Source organism: Roseburia yibonii (assembly GCF_014297335.1).
Taxonomy (GTDB): Bacteria; Bacillota; Clostridia; order Lachnospirales; family Lachnospiraceae; genus Roseburia_D; species Roseburia_D yibonii.
The window spans coordinates 59,141-77,709 of the sequence record NZ_JACOQH010000002.1 but is presented as its reverse complement, the minus strand read 5'-3'; the positions used below and the strand labels follow the sequence as shown (position 1 = coordinate 77,709).

At 46.9% G+C, this 18,569-nt stretch carries 23 protein-coding genes; all 23 read right to left on the bottom strand.

All coding sequences use genetic code 11. From position 1 onward, the window contains the following. Nucleotides 1-3 precede the first annotated feature (3 nt). The gene (locus H8Z76_RS03085; protein ID WP_186981650.1) at nt 4-558 is read right to left on the bottom strand and encodes a phage tail protein I; all 555 of its coding nucleotides are present in this window, start codon (nt 556-558) and stop codon (nt 4-6) included. Then, nucleotides 551-1,693, bottom strand: coding sequence for a baseplate assembly protein (locus H8Z76_RS03080; RefSeq protein ID WP_186981649.1), 1,143 nt, complete (start codon nt 1,691-1,693; stop codon nt 551-553). The genes H8Z76_RS03085 and H8Z76_RS03080 overlap by 8 nt, the downstream gene beginning before the upstream one ends. Then, on the bottom strand, nt 1,694-1,996 hold the full coding sequence (locus H8Z76_RS03075) for a hypothetical protein (protein ID WP_186981648.1): 303 nt from the start codon (nt 1,994-1,996) through the stop codon (nt 1,694-1,696). It lies immediately after the preceding gene. Further along, on the bottom strand, nt 1,997-2,461 hold the full coding sequence (locus tag H8Z76_RS03070) for a phage tail protein (protein WP_186981647.1): 465 nt from the start codon (nt 2,459-2,461) through the stop codon (nt 1,997-1,999). It abuts the gene before it with no gap. 1 nt (nt 2,462) lies between these two features. Next, complete coding sequence (locus tag H8Z76_RS03065; protein WP_186981646.1) at nt 2,463-2,816, bottom strand: hypothetical protein; 354 nt, start codon at nt 2,814-2,816, stop codon at nt 2,463-2,465. Between the two features lie 9 nt (nt 2,817-2,825). Continuing rightward, complete coding sequence (locus H8Z76_RS03060) at nt 2,826-3,818, bottom strand: phage late control D family protein (protein ID WP_186981645.1); 993 nt, start codon at nt 3,816-3,818, stop codon at nt 2,826-2,828. Then, nucleotides 3,818-4,027, bottom strand: coding sequence for a tail protein X (locus H8Z76_RS03055; protein WP_186981644.1), 210 nt, complete (start codon nt 4,025-4,027; stop codon nt 3,818-3,820). The genes H8Z76_RS03060 and H8Z76_RS03055 overlap by 1 nt, the downstream gene beginning before the upstream one ends. 9 nt (nt 4,028-4,036) lie before the next feature. Further along, nucleotides 4,037-7,576 carry a phage tail tape measure protein gene (locus tag H8Z76_RS03050; RefSeq protein WP_243240409.1) on the bottom strand — a complete coding sequence of 1,180 codons (3,540 nt, stop codon included), beginning with the start codon at nt 7,574-7,576 and terminating at the stop codon, nt 4,037-4,039. Between the two features lie 129 nt (nt 7,577-7,705). Next, nucleotides 7,706-8,056: a phage tail assembly protein gene (locus tag H8Z76_RS03045; RefSeq protein WP_186981643.1), complete on the bottom strand. Its 351-nt coding sequence runs from the start codon at nt 8,054-8,056 to the stop codon at nt 7,706-7,708. 10 nt (nt 8,057-8,066) lie between these two features. Beyond that, the gene (locus H8Z76_RS03040) at nt 8,067-8,582 is read right to left on the bottom strand and encodes a phage major tail tube protein (RefSeq protein ID WP_186981642.1); all 516 of its coding nucleotides are present in this window, start codon (nt 8,580-8,582) and stop codon (nt 8,067-8,069) included. A gap of 3 nt (nt 8,583-8,585) precedes the next feature. Continuing rightward, a complete protein-coding gene (locus tag H8Z76_RS03035) occupies nt 8,586-10,037 on the bottom strand; it encodes a phage tail sheath family protein (RefSeq protein ID WP_186981641.1) in 1,452 nt (483 codons plus the stop codon). Next, nucleotides 10,037-10,342, bottom strand: a complete 306-nt coding sequence (locus tag H8Z76_RS03030) for a hypothetical protein (protein WP_186981640.1) — start codon at nt 10,340-10,342, stop codon at nt 10,037-10,039. Before H8Z76_RS03030 ends, H8Z76_RS03035 begins: the two co-directional genes overlap by 1 nt. Then, the gene (locus tag H8Z76_RS03025; RefSeq protein WP_186981639.1) at nt 10,339-10,803 is read right to left on the bottom strand and encodes a hypothetical protein; all 465 of its coding nucleotides are present in this window, start codon (nt 10,801-10,803) and stop codon (nt 10,339-10,341) included. The genes H8Z76_RS03030 and H8Z76_RS03025 overlap by 4 nt, the downstream gene beginning before the upstream one ends. Continuing rightward, nucleotides 10,800-11,396, bottom strand: a complete 597-nt coding sequence (locus H8Z76_RS03020; RefSeq protein WP_186981638.1) for a phage tail protein — start codon at nt 11,394-11,396, stop codon at nt 10,800-10,802. The genes H8Z76_RS03025 and H8Z76_RS03020 overlap by 4 nt, the downstream gene beginning before the upstream one ends. Then, nucleotides 11,393-11,716 (bottom strand): hypothetical protein, encoded by a 324-nt coding sequence (locus H8Z76_RS03015; protein WP_186981637.1) that lies wholly within the window; start codon nt 11,714-11,716, stop codon nt 11,393-11,395. Before H8Z76_RS03015 ends, H8Z76_RS03020 begins: the two co-directional genes overlap by 4 nt. Then, nucleotides 11,706-11,942 (bottom strand): hypothetical protein, encoded by a 237-nt coding sequence (locus H8Z76_RS03010; protein WP_186981636.1) that lies wholly within the window; start codon nt 11,940-11,942, stop codon nt 11,706-11,708. Before H8Z76_RS03010 ends, H8Z76_RS03015 begins: the two co-directional genes overlap by 11 nt. A gap of 5 nt (nt 11,943-11,947) precedes the next feature. Then, nucleotides 11,948-12,277: a DUF2190 family protein gene (locus H8Z76_RS03005; protein ID WP_186981635.1), complete on the bottom strand. Its 330-nt coding sequence runs from the start codon at nt 12,275-12,277 to the stop codon at nt 11,948-11,950. A gap of 13 nt (nt 12,278-12,290) precedes the next feature. Then, entirely contained in the window at nt 12,291-13,784 is a 1,494-nt protein-coding gene (locus tag H8Z76_RS03000; RefSeq protein WP_186981634.1) for a phage major capsid protein, read from the bottom strand. Further along, a complete protein-coding gene (locus tag H8Z76_RS02995) occupies nt 13,781-14,374 on the bottom strand; it encodes an HK97 family phage prohead protease (protein WP_186981633.1) in 594 nt (197 codons plus the stop codon). The genes H8Z76_RS03000 and H8Z76_RS02995 overlap by 4 nt, the downstream gene beginning before the upstream one ends. Next, nucleotides 14,337-15,806, bottom strand: coding sequence for a phage portal protein (locus H8Z76_RS02990; protein WP_186981632.1), 1,470 nt, complete (start codon nt 15,804-15,806; stop codon nt 14,337-14,339). Before H8Z76_RS02990 ends, H8Z76_RS02995 begins: the two co-directional genes overlap by 38 nt. Beyond that, nucleotides 15,807-16,034 (bottom strand): peptidylprolyl isomerase, encoded by a 228-nt coding sequence (locus H8Z76_RS02985; RefSeq protein WP_186981631.1) that lies wholly within the window; start codon nt 16,032-16,034, stop codon nt 15,807-15,809. Continuing rightward, a complete protein-coding gene (locus tag H8Z76_RS02980) occupies nt 16,035-17,864 on the bottom strand; it encodes a terminase gpA endonuclease subunit (RefSeq protein WP_186981630.1) in 1,830 nt (609 codons plus the stop codon). It abuts the gene before it with no gap. Then, nucleotides 17,851-18,384, bottom strand: coding sequence for a DNA-packaging protein (locus H8Z76_RS02975; RefSeq protein ID WP_186981629.1), 534 nt, complete (start codon nt 18,382-18,384; stop codon nt 17,851-17,853). The genes H8Z76_RS02980 and H8Z76_RS02975 overlap by 14 nt, the downstream gene beginning before the upstream one ends. Nucleotides 18,385-18,569: the final 185 nt, after the last annotated feature.

The following is an 18,569-nucleotide window of genomic DNA, read 5'->3' as shown; positions in this document are numbered from 1 at the left end:
TCCTTATTTTACCGTTAAAAACATTACTGTTACCGGTGGCGACAGCCCGGCTTTCGCCTCTGCTTTCGTTGTTGCTCCAAAATTGATATGCTCCAGATGCGACCTTGCATTTTTGACGCCATCGATCATCTTCCGGAATTTTTCAAACGCCTCTTCTGTCCTTGTCTCAGGTATGCTGAGTGAGAATGTCCCCGGCGCGCCACCTGTCTCAAACCACTCATGTACTTCTCCAGTCCCGAATATATACCGGATCATTTTTTCCACTGCCTCCGGTGTCCCTGCCTTCGAATAAATATACAGTGCGTTTTTAACAATCTGTCTTTTGTTTTCAATCGGAAGTGCCTGATCGTAGTATTGAGCCCGCAGTTCCGCTGCAAGAACATCCACAATTTTTTCCGGCAGATCATCTATCGCCGCATAAATCATTGACTGCGACACCTTTTCCAGGATCCTTTTCTGGCTCAATTTAATTGCATAGCTGATTGCCTGTACCTCTGGCTGTCCCGCCAAATTGAGCGGCAGAATATCTTTGATCTCACTGTCGGCCAAACTAATCATATTCAATCCCTCCATATGTCACTGTTTTTGTTCCAATCTGCGGTATCGCCGTCTTTTCAACAACCGTATGCACCGGTTCGTTGATTTCCACACGTCGAGCACCCGCCGCCACGATCAGGTGCGTCAAATAGGATGGATTGATATCTTTTCCTATCTTACTGTTTTGCCACAGGATATAGCTTTCGATCGCATCCTGGACTTTTTTCTGTATCTCCAGCGCAACCGCTTTTTGCGCGTCTGCAATATAGTAAGTCAGGTCTATGTTGTATGTGACTGTATCCGGTGCCAGCACCTTCACCTTGTCTGTCAGCGGCCGCCTGTCGCGCGCGCTCAGATATTCTGTTACACTGGTAATCAATTCTTCGCTTGGCAGTCTGCCTCCCTGCATGGACAACCGTACCTCAACTTCTGTCGGTGCCGGTGAGGATACATATACATCCTCGATCAACGGATTTGCCACTTTTGCATAATACGCATATGCATCTGCCGGTCCCGCCACCGAATAGGCAGACGGTGCGTGATATACCCTGTCTGCCAGATGGTCATCCGTCTCCTCATCCGCACCTCCGGCAGTCTCCTTTATATTTGTTGCGGTATCAACAAAGGGAATGGTATCTACCATCCTGCTTATCTCGCCCGGCAAATATCCATTCCCTTTTTCCCCAAGTTCTGTACACTGTGCCGGGATGTCCACAGATTCTTGTCCTGCCTTAATCTCACCAACTTCTGTTGTTGCAAACACGATTCCATTTCCTGACACTTTTGTGCCGGCCGGAATCGTGATCGCTGATGGCATCACATCATCCACTGCAAAACGCAGTGTAGTCATGGCACATGCTCCCTTATCCCTTTGTACCCCTCTGAGTGCCGCCACCTGATCTAAAAATGATCCCCTGGAATATTTCAGCAGATTCATTTTTGCTGCATTATCAAGATGCATATACATCTGATAGTGTTGTAACGTCACTGCATACAGGATCAACCTGTATGGATTTGCAAGCGATAGCTCTATGTCTTTTCCGGTTATTTCCCGGTACTTTGTGGTAAAATCACTAATCATCTGATTTTGCAGATCCTCCAGTGTCAGTCCATCTATAAAGCTGACATCCGGTATGTTTTTGATTGTATCTTCCATTTATGTCTCCCTCCCCCGCTCCAGGTATATGACCGGTGTCACTTTCCCGGATTTCTGGTCAGATTCAAACGTCACCTGTCGTACAAACACTCTCGGCTCATACTTTTCTGTCTTTGTCATGATCTCCACTGCATACTGGTTTTGCAAAACCGGCATTGTTTCGCCCAAGAAATCTCCTTTAATTCCAAACTCCCGATCAAGCGGCATCGTTCCAGCACGCGTGGAATACAACGTCTTTAAGCCAAGTTCTATGTCCTTATCCAAATCAAAGTCTGCTTTTATCTTTGCATCATTCAGATCCATTTAATATTCCTCCACCGTCAACGTTATTTTGCATTCATAAAGCAATCCATTCCTGTATATCGTGTTCCATGCTTCGCTGATCTTTGTAATCTTGTAATAAATACCATTGCCAAACCCGACACGCCTCCCGCCTATGACCAGCATCTCGACCGCACCTGACTTGACCTGATACTCCAACAGATCCAGCATCAGGCGCGGATTGATACCATGCGCCATTGATAGTATGATGTCAAATGTCATGCTGCTCAGATCCCAACCAATGTACTCGCTCTCTGCTTTTGACAGGATTCCCTCATGCGTACTCCATTTTCCGGAAACCTCTCTCTGAAAATTTGAAAACGTAAACATATAGCTGTCTGACACCGCAAAGTTCATGTACGGTCCAAATGATCCGATCACCGTGGCTGGCATCCAGTTCTCCCGATTGTATGCTGCTAAATCCGCCGCATCATTCGCCTCGCTCATCCTAATCTCCTTCCAGCAATCCCGCCACCTTACTTAACGCCACACTCTTTTCGCCCAGTTCAAAGATAATGTCGTTTTCCGTGGCTGTGACTGCACAACTGTCATTAAATCTCTTATAGTAAATCCCTTTTCCTGACTTCTCCGGTGGGTTCAGTTCATTATGCATTGTTCCAAGTGCAACCGTTCCTCCATCGCCTTCGATCACGAATACCAGCTCGCCTTTTTTTGGCATCCGGTACTCGCCGTTTGCGATGTATGGAATGTTTTTCGATACCTTGTCACTCCCTGCATACGCCACGCGGACCATACCTTTTCCATAGTCCACATTCGATACATACGCTATCTTTGCGCCCATCCCTATCACCTACGCTTCTATTCTCTGCTCTATTTTTTGCAGCTCCAATGTCATTTTGTAGCTTCCGCCGAGCGAATGTGTCACCTGGTTTACGAAATATTTTCCATCCATGATCCCAAATCCATACAGCTTTATATTCGACGTCGCAACAAGTTTCTTCGGGAGCTTCAATGAGCATGACATCGTTGTGCATCCTCTGTTACTCGCATTCAGCTTCTCTACTGTGATCCGCTGTGCATCCTGTAAGCTGTCCGCCTCCTCGCTGACCTCTAGCACACGCTCTTCTGATCCGATCGTAAAATCATACGTTTCTCCCGACTCCGAATTGGTATAGTTATAGTGTGCTCCAGTGTACGAGTCAAGCAACGACGTGTTCCAGCTCCAGGAGTCAAAGTCACTCTCCACCAGCTGCATGACCGGATCCTTTGCCTCATACGCCTTATACTGGTACAGCACGATTTTCTGCGAATAAACCTTCATTGCGAACCCATACTTTTCCGCAAGCTCGCTTAAAAAACTGCTGTCCGATCTTTTTTCTTGCTCTACATGAGATATGGATATCTCTTCACCGTCATATGTCAATGGCAGTGCATAGTTTGCCGCCACATCTGTCGCCACCTGTTTCAGAGTGGTGTTATTCCAACTTTTTTCTCTTTCTTTAGACTTCCAGTTTGTATCAACCGGGGCAGATTGTGCGCCGATCGTTCCGATCAGCGGCCGTCCGGAAAGCCCGATCTCGTCTACCACAAAATCTCCACAGTCCAGGAACTTTTCTTCCACTCCGTTTTCTCTGTGCATGATAACAGCTTCGATCCTGTCCCCTTTTCTTAGCGCATATGTCACCATCCAGCGATAATCAAGATTATTGACCTTTGCAGATATGGCGTCACTGCTGCCCGCCGCGTAATCCGTGTATGAAAACTGCTCAATCTTATCCGAAAAAGTTTTATCCGGTCCATCTCTCCAGATTCCAATACCTACGCTGTATTTTCTCGGTTCCATCAACGCCTCCACTCCGGAAGATTGACATCCTCCTTCTGCTGTGTTTCGATTTCCGGTGTGTTTAAAACCGTACCGGCAGAAAATACAAAAATGTCTATTTTATCCAAATTGTTTTTCATGAGCTGTTCGGTGTACTTTTCATCGCCGTACACTTCTTTCGCGATCACATCCCACGTCTGGTTCTGTCTGGTTGTGTACTGTTCTGCCATATCCTCCTCCTAAAATGTAAGCCTTTTATTTTCCCGGATGTACTGTCCCATCATCTTTTTAAAATCATCAAATGACATTTTCACCGCATCCTGGACTTCCGGTTTTGAGGTATCTCCCTCAAAATGATAAACCGGTGAAAAGATGATCTGCACTGTCTGCGCATCTGCTTCTTTTTCCGAGCTTCCCGATTCGGATACTGTTGGCCGGAAAGTCTTGTCCTCTTTCGATTCCGCTCCGCTCGGCACTCCAAGCAGCAAGCCTGCCTGCTCCCACAGGGATACCGCACGCTTTGATCCATCCAATGGGATAAGCGCCTCGCTACTACCCGCTTCTGCGTACCAGCCAACCTGTGGCGTGTCAAAAATTCCTCCTACCGCATTTCTTTGCAGTCCGCTCCTCATTTTTCCGGATGTGTTTTTGCTTCCGGAACTTTTAGTGCTTGTTTTGGTTGTGGTCTTTGTCGTGGTCTTGCTTGTGCTTTTACTTCTGCCAGAACTGCTTCTCGATGATGCTCCTACCCAATCCAGACTCTGCGACTGCAAGTTACTGATCGCTGCATTACTGAGTGGCGCGCCCGCCTGTAAATCATAACTGGTGCGGACCGGAACATTGATATCTATTCCCGCCCCAAACAGTTCCATCGCATTCTGTTTCATTGACTGTAAAAGCCCGTTCAAAGCTGTTTTTGCTTCTGTTTTTGCGGCTTCGATCGCATCTCTGAGTGGATCGGGGATAAATATACCTGCATCTACCATTGCCTGATAGATGTTGAATTTATCAGGGCTGTCCATGATTGCATCGGACAGATACATATACATAGCATCTGCATCTCCCGCAAGCATTCCAAGCATTTCTGCATTGGTAAGCCCTTCACTCAGTGCTTGTGGAAATTCCATTCCCGCTTCGATGTACTGGCTTCGCAGGCTTTCCATTTGCTCGACATTCGGCTCCAGATATTTATATAAATCCGCAAGCGCATCCTTCGTTGCCTGATCCAGTCCGTTACCTTCAGTCAGATCCCGGAAAAATCCATCCCAGCTCACTGTATTTGGCGAATCGATAATGTCCTGAATTGCGAATGCTGTCTTGTCCTGCAGCTCTGGTAACGCTTTATCCAGCTCATCACTGTACTGCTTAGTAATTGCCTGAACCTCATAGCTCATCGCATTATCTGTTGACTGTGCAAGCTCCTGGAGATATTTCGCATCTGCCTGTGCTTTTCGAACCGTAAATTCATCTTCTGTGATCCAGCCGCTGTCTAACTCCGTATGGTACTCGGACATTGCCGTGCTATATGCTTCGTTGTATGTTTTAGCATCGTTTTCGGCTATTTCAGCAATTTTTTCCTGCAAATTCTGGAATGTGTCTGCATCAAGTTCTACTCCGCCAAACTCTACGTCCAGTGCATCATACGCCGCTTTGGATTTGCTGTCTGCAAGCATAGACTGCATCTCCGCAATTTGCGCCTGTAATTCCTGGATTTCTTTTACTTCGTCGATGTCCAGGAAGCCATCTTCAAATGCGCTGTTCACCGCATCCTGCAGTTTTGTTCCCAAATCCTGTAACGTCGAATAGTTGCTGCTGTAAAACTCATTCGTCTTTTCACGGATTCCGGCTCCAATTGTGCTGTCATCCGTAAATAGCTCAAGGTTCATGCTGACCGCATACTGTTTTTGCAACAGCAAATCCTGTGTCTGCTGTATATAAGATGCAATGTTCTGCTGATACTCGGACTTTTCATCGTCGGACAGCTTTAATCCTATGCTGACCTCCCATTCTGTCTTGTTCAGCGCTGCTATCGTGTCCTCGATAGATTGTGACAATGTATCTGCTTTTCCCAGCTCTTCCAGCGACTGGCTGAATTGTCCGAACGTGTCCGTTCGAACAATCCTTTGCGACACATCCTCCAGCTCTTCCATTGACAACGTGATGTCGCCAAAATGTTCGCTGAGATTCGCATTTTTCAATTCTTTTCTGGTTTCTTTTATTTCGGTCCTGATCGCGGAAAAAGCTCCGATCCCGACACCAATCGCAGAGATAGCAAGTGTCCAGGGATTCGCTTTCATTGCAAAATTCATTGCTTGGATCGCGCCTGTAACTTCTTTGATTTTCGAAGCGATCTTAAACGATACCAGTGTAGTTCCAATCCCCACCAGAGTCGATTTCACGATATCCGGATGATCTGCAAGCCATTCTCCTGTCGTAATCAGCGGCTCTGATATTTCTTTTATTTCTCTTCCCGCTTCTTTTGCCTCGCGGACAAAGGTCGGGAGCTTCTGGTTTAGATTATCAAATGTGTCACTTAATATTCCTGTGCTTTCCAGATACTCCCTTGCGTTGTTTACATAACTCGTTGCAAGCTGTGTCCCGCTTCTCAACAGTGGATTCATATCGTCAAACGCTGATATCCCCAGTCCTTCTGCAGCACTTGCGAAAAGTGTGGCATCGCCTTTCAGATTATCGATCCGGATCTGTGCCATTTTTTCTGCAGCACCGGTACAGTTGTTGATTGACTCTGCAAGTTTATTTACATCCGCATCACTCGCATTTACTACCGCGAGCAGTCCAGACATTGCCTCCTGGCCGGCAAGTGCCGACGCAACCTGTGTCTTTTCTTCATCCGATAATCCGGCAAATCCGTTTCTCAGATCGGATACCACCTCATTCAAGGATTTCATTTTGCCATCGATCGTGAGCTCAACACCTACACGTTTCATCGCCGCAGCCACATCATCTGTCGGTCTTACCATTCGCGACAATATCGCACGCAGTGATGTACCCGCCTGGCTCGCCTTGATACCTGAGTTTGCCATTAAGCCAATGACTTCTGCTGTGTCTTCTACGCTGTATTTCATCGCTCCGGCTACTGGCGCTACATATTTAAACGTCTCTCCCATCATAGAGACATTGGTGTTTGCATTACTGGATGCCGCTGCAAGGACGTCCGCAAAGTGACCTGAGTCTGCCGCCGAAAGCCCGAATGCGGTAAGCGCGTCTGTGACGATATCCGATACCGCGCCCAAATCTTCGCCCGATGCCGCCGCAAGGTTCATAATTCCGCCGATACCATTGACCATATCCTGCGTCTTCCAGCCTGCCATTGCCATGTATTCCATGGCTTCTCCCGCCTGTGAAGCCGAAAACACGGTGGTAGCTCCCATCTCTTTCGCTTTATCGCCTAAGATCTTCATGTCCTCTGCCGATGCCATAGATATTGCCTGTACCGTAGACATCTGTGCCTCGTAGGACGATCCTACTTTCACCGCATATGCTCCAGCCGCAGATGCGGCAGTGAGCCCGGCGGCGGAAATCTTCGCAGTCAGTTCCAGTGCCTCTTTCGCGACACTGCTGATACGTTCCATTCCGCCGTTTACGGTATCAAACGCACTTGACATCTGCTGTCTGATTGACTGGTTTGATGAGATCGCGTCTCTCGTGATCTTCCGCAGTTCACGCCTGGTCATACCCATGGCATTACCAAACGATTTCTCCATCTCTCCGGCGATCTTTATCGCAATCTCATACTCTTTACCGCCGTTTTTTCCCAAGCTCCGATACCTCCCTAATCAGATCCGCCAGATCAAAAACGGACAGGCCTGACAAATAGTCAATTCCTGTCCGTAAGCGGATCGATAGTGTTATTATTGTTTTTTTTACAATGTCCGCGTCACCGGGTGTTAAGCCGGATTGTAGAAAAAACGCAGCATCCGTCCGCGGATCCGGATCGCGTCATACGGTTTTAATGCATCGAAAAACTCAATCGGTAAGCCTGTTACCTTTGACGCCATAAAAAGTGCATACGGCAGATCCATCTCCTCGTCCATATTGCTAAACCCGATCCTCCTCATGTATCTGGATGCATCGATCATATCCTGTGCAGTCAGATCCTCCATACCGCTGAGATCCAGTTTCTCATAAGTCTGTCCCTCAAACTTATAGGCTCTTGACAGCATCATGTCTGTCTCCTTCTGTTCCACTACTGCAGCTTCTTTTTCTTCGATTTTGGTCTCTTTCTTTTCTTCGCTCATGTTATCCTCCTTAGCACATATTTCTGATCGGTGCCAGCATATCTTTTCCGTTTACAGCAAAAATGCTGTTGAGTTTATCTACCTCGACCATCTTTTCGCCTTCCAGCTCTACCATAAAATACAACAGTTCCAGCGTTACGGAGCTTCCCATCTGCTCTGCTCCCTTTACTTTTCCCGGCGTAAAGGATGCCATTTTACCTCTTACTACAACACGCATCTGCTGCATCTTTGCAGCCGCCGTTTCTGTGTCCATGGTCTGGATTCCCCCGCGCAGGGTAAGACTTACCGCATTGAGCTGATCGCACAACTCAAAGTACCCCTTTGTGATCGTCAGAAATGGAATCGTGATCTTCATACTCTCCATCTGGCCGATTACCGGTTCTTCGATATCTCCAAGGATTCCGGCTCCATTGACTGTCGTCGTTTTCGAGTTGATCTCCGGGAGTGATACTTCTCCTGTTAATCCAATCAACCTGTTGCCTGCGTTGTATACATTAAACTGGTTAATAACTGACGGATAATCCATATCTTAGTTTCCTCCTTCAAATTCCGCTTCGAGCATGCTTGTGTCAAACTCAAGCGTATTAGTGATATACTCCATTGGTGTATATGGAGCCAGTTTCTGTGTGAACTCAATGTTCCCTTCAATGAGATCTTCTGTGTCAACCTGCGATGCATCAAATGAGATGCTTGCTCCCGCACATTTCCCCTGCGCCGCAAGGCTATTCCCTTTGATATTTTCCGTGTCCACCAGAGCCTCAATCTTTTTGATCGTTGCCGGACTGTCAATATACTCATGGTAGTCCAGAATGAAACGATTTCCCCACCATGAAAAGAATCTCCGGCATCCAATCCGGCGGTCTTTGACATCTGTTACGCGCGGATACGCGGATGTATTATTGCCCCAGGTATAGATTTTTCCGGCGAAATTATTTACCGTCACGACACCGATCGCATTCAGCTCATTCGCCTGCATCTCATCCAGTGTCACTTCCGTACCGTCTTCCAGTACCGCCGCTGTGGCCCCAATATCCTGATTGGATGCCGAGATCGCAACCACATCATCATTGGCCATATCATTTGCGGCTAATTTTGCAGCATATAACGCGCTGTAAGCGAATTTGCGGTCTCCTACTGCGATCATTGGCCACAGCACCGCGGCATCTTCGCTGTCAAATCCACACGCTTCTTTCTCCTTGGCGACATCCTCATACTTCGTCGCCTTCGCGGTGCTAATGTCAATCACCGCGAAAGCGCGGAATAAACCATTAACCTCTTTACATTTGGAGATCAACGCTGCACCTACATTTGCGTCTTTTGACCATCCCGGCGCGATCAACAGCCCCGGCACAAGCCCTGTGCTTGGGAACACCTGACGGATGCACGCCATACCAGTCTCTTTTCCCGTAACTGCATCATATCCGCCAATGATGTCCTGCGCAGTCACCTTTTCCGGAGCGATCCTGTCTCCAGATACTTTAAGCGTAGTTGCCGCGCCTGCAGATCCTGATTCCAACAGCGAAATCACAACATATCCATCCTCATCGAATGTGGCAATGTAATCCGTTCCACTCTTTAACTCTGCGTCCTCTTTTTTTACCACGAGGGCTTTCATCAGCATCCCGCTTTTCTTTAACGTAGCCTGTCTGTTTTCGACCTTGACCTCCTGCTCCGTGACCGCTTCTTTGTGGCGCGCCGGATCCAGTACATTGATTAACACGATCGGTGCCACGCTAAACTGCTTAAAGCTCGCGTATATACTCTGCGAGATCGTGTATTTTTCATAGTCTTCCGAGTACCCCATCTTCTTTACAGCCTCTTCGTAGCTTCTCACCGCAATCGGTTTGTTGACCGCCTTTTTCGGATCATCTAACAGATTGATCGGTGATGTTCCGATCACCACTGCGATCCCCGATGTTCCTTCCTTGGGCTTCACGGTCTCTGTCGGATTTTCATTGATCTTAATACCATGCTTGTACATTACAGTTCTCCTTTCATTTTTTCATAAAAAATCGAGCGCGCCGAATTAACATCTCTCAGTTCTTTTTTCACTGCTGCCATTTGCGACGTCGCAACGATCAGTTCCTTTGCGATCGGGTGTGCCTCCAGATACGCCTTTACTTTTTCTGGATACCCGTTGGTAAACACCGTTCCCTCCTGCATTACATTTTTAATTGACGGTCCCATGTAAACGACCGATCCCGTTTTTACATTTGACCGGTCAGCAGGCTTTACTACCTGTTCTGCCGTTTTCACTGCCTGTTCTTTCCCTTTTGCCTCGCTCATGCGTAAATGCTCTCCTCTCTCTCAATTTTAAAAATCTGGAATCTCATGCTCATACCTCCAAAATAATACGGATAGGCATCCTCGCTATCCAAAGCCCAGCTGATCTTTCCAATCTGCCTAAAGCATTTGAGCATATTGTTTTTTTCAAACCGTTCTGTGATCCGCTGCATCACGCCCAGCACATGTCTTTTCCCATCGTTCATTTTATCCGCCTTCCGGATTCCAATGTACAGTGTCACATCCGCAACGTTCTCCGCCATCTCCTGTGATGCGGATCCTGAATCCAACGTCACCACGATGTATGGAAACGGCTCTTCCTCATCGTCATACTTCTGGTACGGTAGAGAAAACTCAAACACATTCATTTTTACAGGTTTTGTATTTTCATCTTCAAAATACAGCTCCCCTGTGACTTTTCTCAGCTCCTCTGCAAGTTCTTTTACTAACTCGATCGGTGTCATTTAGTTCCTCCCAAAACTGCTCCAATATGTTCTTCCAATTTTTTGTAAAGCGTCTGCTGCAGATCCACATCTCCTTTGTCATATGCCTGCCCGATCATCTGCGGCACGGATGGGGATAACTTCTTTTCCAGCTTTTCCCAGTGTTTATTTTTCTTTTTTGCCGCTCGCATATACTTTCCGTGCGCTCTTTCCACCACAGCTACATGTCCGCTTTTAAACCTCACCACAAATGCATCATACAGCCTCTCCATACCGCCGCTTCTCAGCACCTTGGCTCTGACCATCTTTCTGGTTCCCGGTGTCATGTTTGACACTTTAAAGTCCCCCAGTTCCGTAGCCTCGCCTTTTGCTTTCAGCGTTGCCTCTACTTTTCCAACTGTTGCATTTTCTATTGAGATCTGCTCTCTGATGCCCTTTGCGTTATACTTTTTACTCGCATAGCGCTTTTGGACTTCTTTGGCCAGCTCTTTTCTGGCTTCTTTGGCGCTTGCATTTACAACCTTTTTTAATTCATTCGGTGTTTTTTCCTGTACTTCCTGGAGTTTTTTATCAATTTCATTGATCTTTTCCTCCGGGATTCTAACCTCAATCATGCCTTCGCCGCCTCCAGTGATATCGAATAGATGCCATCCTCATTGATTGCATCTGTGACAACATAGCTTTTCCTGTCAAGCAGCATCACACCTCCAATCTTTGGCATTCCGCCAAGATCCTCCGCCTGGATGTAAAAAAGCAGGCGCTTTTTAAAAACGCCCGCCATACTTATATCTCTTCTTTTTTCACGTTCTACCAGTTCATTTGTGTCGATGATAATCACTTTTTCTTCCCCATCGACCAGATGGGTTTCCCCAAACTCGTCAAAATTCAAAAATATTTCTTTTGTATCCTGTTGGACCAGCTCTTTAAACGTCATGCTTCGGCACCTTTCCCACCAGGTCCTCTCCTGACGGCGGAATGGCAATCCCCGGAAGTCCCGCCGTTGCAGAAGCTCTTTTTGCCCGTGTTCTTTTAACCGGTTCCACGTTTTCCACTGCGGATCCCGCGTTTATCCACTCTTTCACCGGTCCATCATCCGGGAGCTCATCTCCCGGATAATACTGCTTGTTGTTATATAAAATTTCTTTAATCGCTATCGCCATACACTTTACCCCAACAGTTTTACGAGGATTTCTGTTTCGCCGGCTTTTGCCGCAGACGCCGCATAGCCAGCCGGTGTGTTTCCGGCTGCGGTCGTTGTGATCTGCTCTCCGTCAAAATACACAAGGGCTCCCATTGCAGCTTCATCTTCCGCTTTCTTCGGGATCTCGAAGACTCCCTCCACGATCAGGCTTCCTTTGTCTCCCGGTGCAATGCTGGTTCCCGCAATCCCGATTCTGGTCGAGATCGCAATCACTGTGTTTTCCGGGATTACACTTGTTGTGCTGTTTTCGTAATCAAGCGCTTCGCCACGCTGCCAAAACTCTGCTTTCGTCATTTACCTTCGCCTCCTATTCCAACGGTGCTTTGATCTTGATTCCAGGATTCATCACTGCACCTCTCCAGTCCATCACTGTAATACCCCAGTCAAGATATACGTCCCATACGAATCCAAGCTGCCCCGGTGTTTCCATTCTGCGGATCTGTGGGATCTCATTTCCATTTAAGTAATCGACCTCGACAAAGTCTGTATCCGACTTGTCGCCAATCAAAAACCACGGAATTGCTCCATCTCCTCCAAGCGCATTCAGCGTAGGATCCTCAATGACTTCAATCGATTCCTTGTAGCGATACAGTGGGTTGACTGCCTGTGTGTTTCCGGATGTATTTACCACCGGCGACCAGAAAAGCTCATACATCTCAAATCCATATCCAATGGGCACAACGATGTATGCTGGTCTGACAATAATTGCCTCTCCAAACTCATCTTTCTGCATCTGCAGTGCCATAAACATGGTCTGTACCGCTTCTTTTGTGATTCCGGTTCCTTTTGCAAGTACGTTTTTGTGTATGTCTTTATCAAACAGCTTTTTTCCATCGTAAATAGCCGGATTCCCCACCATGATCTCATAGCACTGCGTATTCTGCGTCTTTCTCGCGCTGGCTGCATATTTTGCCGGGACTTTCGAAAGGAAATCAATATCATCATTGATAAACGCCTGACGTGACATCGTAAACTGGCGCCCATACGTTTTCAGTTTTCTTGCCGGGCGTTTCGCATCCTTCGGAGTATCATGTACTAACTCTCCGCCTTCCTTAACTTCCATAAATTTTCCTGCCGGTCCTGCCAGATAATTGTTGTCATGTGTTTTAAAGTCTTTCAGGGTTCCTTTTTTAGTCCACTTGTCAAACGTAACTGCTACTGTCCTGTGTCCCTCCACATACGCTTTGTTGATCGCAGCATCCATAATCGCCGGAAAAGCATTTGTCGGATTAAAGTACGCCCTCTGTGAAATCAATGTCTGGTAAACATCATCTGCTGATCTTCTTGACATATTCTGTCCATCTCCGGATCTTTCAAGGCACTCAATCGCCAGATCACGAAGTCCCATACCCATAAGGCTTCTTGCGCCTTCCTCCGGCTTTTCGATTTCTACTCCGCCTCTCATAACCATTGCATCCGCCGCAGCTCTGACAAACTTGTCCTGCTCATCCACCGTTACATCAGCTCTTCCTCTCTGATCGATCGGTCCGTTTTCTTTTCTCAACTTGTCCAGGATTGCTGCTCTTACCGCATCCACGGTACTACCATCTTTGATATACTCTTCCGCTTCTGTTCCAAAATCCCGGCATAACTGGCTGATGTCTGCCACTCTCTGCCGTTCTTCCTGGATACCTTTCTGCCGTTCTTCCCCTGACGTTGGCTCTTCGCTTTTCTCATAATTCCTGATTGCGGTGGTCAGTTTATCAAATTCTCTCTTTTCTTCCTCGTTCAAATCTCTTCCCGCTTTTTTGGCCACGTCCACAAGTTCCTGCTGACGCGCCAGCATTGCTTCTAAATTCATCTTTTTCCTCCTGCTCTCTTTTTGTTGATCTGCAACTGTTTTTCATATAGCCCCAACAGTCCGGATGGCTTTTCCATCTGTCTGCCGACGCCAACCGTGGCATCCGCCGGGACTGATACGATTGAGATCTCGTATGGCGTCCATTTTCGTGCTATCCGGCACGGTCCCTTGAACCGTCCGTCCGCCGACTCCTTGTTATTTAACACCTCTTCCCAGGCATCTACCACATATCCTACGGATACACCTTTTAATGTTCCGCTTTTAACTTTCTGGTAAATTTTTTCCGCGTCCTCATCGGTATCAAATTCGATTTCCGCTTTTCCTCTGTTGTTTTCCGTCCAGACACGGTTTACTTTTGCGATTACCGCATCCCTGTTGTGGTTAAAAAGTACACATCCGATTTCCCGCAGTCTGGTTAAGTCCATGCATCCTTCCCCATGATCGAGGATTTCGACTCCCCAGTACCGCGTATACGGCTCCTCGCTTGAAAAGCTCAATTCGAATTTTCTTTCGTTTCCTTCGCCTCCCAACGCCCGGATGCCTGCATTATACTCACGGATCATTGATCTGTCCGTTGTACTGCTGCCCATAGATCACACCTCCCATCTCTACTCCTTTTTCTTTTCCATATTGGATCACATTTGCCATCTCCTCGATCTGCTCCCGCCAGTCTTTTCCGTTTTCCGCCGAGATCTGCTGGAATGTCTTCTGCCCCGTCTGGAGCGCCGTCTTGTTTGCCGAGCTCTCCTTCAAAGGATCGATCCAACGCTTTGGCTGCTGGAACCATTCATGCGCCAGATATTCTTCTTTGTTCTGCCAAAAGTCTTTTATCTCAAACAATCCGGAAAGCACTCCGGAAATGACAAATGTCTCATATATTTCGTCCATAACTTCCTGCAAAAGTTCTTTATCTTTTGCATAAGTCATGTCATCCTCGATCATACTTTGACGTGCGGATGAGTAATTGGTCTGTGACATATCCCGGCTTGTTGCCTCATACGACAGTCCCTGACCCGCTCCAATCAGATGCTGCATTGTTTTTATATGATTCGTTGCATCATCTGACTGTCCGCCCGGATTGACTGTCTCCACTTCCTCTCCCGGATTCAGTTCTTTAATCATTCCAGGTACAAGCATTTTTCCGTTATAGTTGTACTGATCGCCGGTGCTGTTAAGTCCACGCCCTATCCCGCCGCCTGGTGCTATTTTTTTGATAAACACCGACAGACATGCCATGATCCTCTGCTTTACGGATACCGCAGTTATAAACTCATTTGTGTCCCGGATTCTGGTCATCGTCGTTGTCATGTCTGATATCTCCCTGACCTGCGACGGTCTTTTTTTAGTAAAATAAAAGATCATGTCTTTTGCCGGGATGTAAATCGGATCTTCGATCGAAAATCCATCTACGGAATACTGTCTAATCCAGTACCCCTCCGGTCGATTATACCCATTGTACTCAATTCCACCAACCACCTTATTTCCCTGTTTTCGTGGCGTCATCTGCGCCGATTCAAGTTCATCCACTTCTAGTAGTTGTAACTTAAATGGCACCACGCCACCACTCGTATAAGTCTTATGTATCAGCACCCCACCATCCACCTTTTTGCGCTGGACACACATCCGGAGCATCTGATTAAAGCTCTGCTGATTTGTAACATCACAATTCTGCTTCTTTATCCACTGTTTCCAGTATTTTTCTAATTGGTTATTTGTTTTTTCATCCGGTGTCCTAGCCTGCAGTGTGTACCCGCCGCCTACTACGTTCCGTTCAAACGCTCCTACTACTGCATTCATCATATCCGAGTTGCGTTCCAGATCTCTCGCGCGTGCACGGATAATGTCACGTTCGCTCCGATCTATCATCTCCCCCGACTGATTCACGGCTCGCCAGTTCGCGTTGAGCCGTCCCTGGTCTCCGGCATCATAATTCCGTACCTCATCCAGGCTAATCCGCCATGCCTCCCGCATATATGCGGCTTTGGGCGACACAAACCCAATCAGATTGTCAAGCCAACTCATTTATCTACCTCCAAATATAGCCACATAAGTGTTATCCAGCAAACTGCCGTTTTTGTCATTCACCTGCGCCTGCAATTCATTCCGCAGCTCGCGCAGCATACCGAGATCTGCTCTTGTAAGCGATCTACTGCCGATTTTATACGACTGTCCACCCACCAGCACTGTAGTCATTGCCTTATTCACTTCTTTCAACATGTCGTTTGGGCTTAAATTTTCAAAATCTGCCATTTACAACCACCTCTCATTCGCATTGATCCAATTTTCCTCCGGGCTTTCTGTCTGTTTTTCCTGTTTCGACTCCTCCTGTTGCAGATGCATATAGCGGATGCCTCGGATATCCCCAGCCGCCATGGCATATACTTCTGCGTCCAGATAGTGATTCTCCGCATGAGACCTCTTTACTTCCCATTTTTGCGTCATTTTTCCATTTTTTCGCACGCTCACTTTATGCTCCGCAGTCACCTGCTGTGCGTATTCTAAATCGCATCCCTTGTATACCATCCATGCACCGCGTCCATTCTGGCGCCTCATGCGCCCTGCGATCATGTCCTTATACTTGTCTGTGTCTACGATCACAAGCTGCATTCCATACGCTTTGGATCCCTCTTTGTCAATTTTGCTGATTCGGTAATATGTTGCCATTTCATGTGATGACCCTTTCACTGGTACCGCCCAGTCCGAATTATTCACACAAAAATCATACACATTGTCTGTGTCGTTTCCAGAATCGACAAGTGCCAGTTCCACTATCATCTGCGTTCCATCCGCTTTTTTATACACGGCATTCATGACATCTTCAATTTCGCGCCACGACAACGCCTGACCATGTGCTATATTCTGACTCGTCAGGAAATCTCCAAATGCCCGAATCGTCCAGTACATACAGTTTTCCTGCACATCCACTCCGCCTGTCAGCAATTTCGCATAATCTGGTACGACAAATTCTTCCAGATCCGTCTGGCGTTCCTTCACGGTGTCTTCTGTTGTTTTCAGTTTGGTGTCTTCCCATGGTTCCGCGAGCCAAGAATTGACAAAGTTCTGCAACTTTTCCGGATCATCCTTGCACTGCAGGAACTCTTTTACTATATCGCCCCACGTCAAAAACCTGCTGTACAGTGCATTTATCCAAAACGACACCGACTGTGGCTTTCCTACACATTTCTTATGTTCATCCTGCCACTCTCCTTTTCGTAGGATCTTGATCTTCTGCTTATCCGTTATTTCGCAGCCACATTCTTGGCATACATATACCGCTTTCTTTGCCCGCTCATCTGCTGTGAAATCTTCCCCTGATGGAAAATGTATCTGTTTCCATTTCAGATCGATCATTTCTCCGCAATGTGGGCACGGTACTTTATAGATACGCTGTACGTCTGCTTTTTCATGTAACTGCCAAACGTAATTGGTCTTTAGCGTCGGCGTTGAGCATGTATATATCTTCTTCGAGTATGTAAATGTTCGAGTTCTTTCTTTTGCCAGATTGTAAGGTGAGGCTTCTTTTTTGCTCGCCCCACCGATTTTGTCTATCTCGTCAAAAAACAGGTATTTTATTGCTTTTGATGCAAGTTTTGACGGCGATCCGGCACTGCGCAGGTAAATGGTCATTCCGCGAAACTTTAGGTTGAGTTCGTTAGATGCCCTCTCTAAATATTTGTTTTTTATTTCTTCCGTTTTGAGCAGCGACGGTCTCAATCTGTCCCTTGACGTATCTTTTGCAAGGTCATCTGTCGGATATACGATCATTGCCGGTGCTGGATCCTCAGATATGATCCAGCCCAGCATGTTTAGCATGGCTTCTGTCCCACCGACCTGCGTCGGCTTGCAAAAATTGATCTCCTGAATATATGGATCGTTGATTGCATCCATGATACCTATCAGATACGGTGTTATCTCATTTGACCAACGACCTTTAAAATTACTGGAGCTGTCCAAGATCCTGTATTTTTCCGCCCACTCACTAACCTTTAGCTTTTCCGGTATTTTCAGCACGTTTCGCAAGGTTTTGATGAAAAGCTTTCTCGTGCGCTGCCGCGACCGTATTTTTTCAGATGTCGGCATCTTCTTCATCCTCTTCGTCTTCAAAGATTCCTATGCTGTTTTTGTCTATTTTTTCCGGATCATACTCCGACAGTTCTTCCAGTGTTTCAAATATTTCCTTTTCGAGTACCTCTGATATTCTGTTAATGTCGTCCTCACCCACAATTAGTGGCGCTACCTTCTGCGGTATTGACAGCAGCCGGCTTTTAAAGCTCATCAGCATGTTTGTCAAATATTCCTCAACATCTCCTGCCTCATGCAGTTCTCTTCTTAGCCTTCTCAGTTTCAGAATTGATATTTTTTTCTTGATCTGCTCATGCTCCGCCTGCTCTCTCTCTTTGTTGTAAGTTGCACCCCCTCTGGCTTCCCCTTTTGCTTTAAAGGCAATATACTCCGGAACGCATTTTTCGAGCCTGTACTTTTTCTGTTTTTTTCCATCAATAACCTCGCGCTCAAAAAGCCCGTGAACGTTTGTTAATTCGCGGACTTGGCGAGTTGAAATGTTCAGAATCTCTGCAAGTTGTTTTTGCGTCGCGTCCATCGTATTCTCACCACCTGTTTCTCGTCTCCAAAAGCGGAAGGAAGTCACTACTTTTTTTTTAATTTTTCAAGTGACTTCGTGCGCCTCGCCAGCCCCGCATAGGGGGTGGGTCCCGGAAGTACCTTGAAACCTCCCCCTGCTTGACAAAAACAAAGGACGAGGTTTCACTTTGCCTCGTCCTTCTT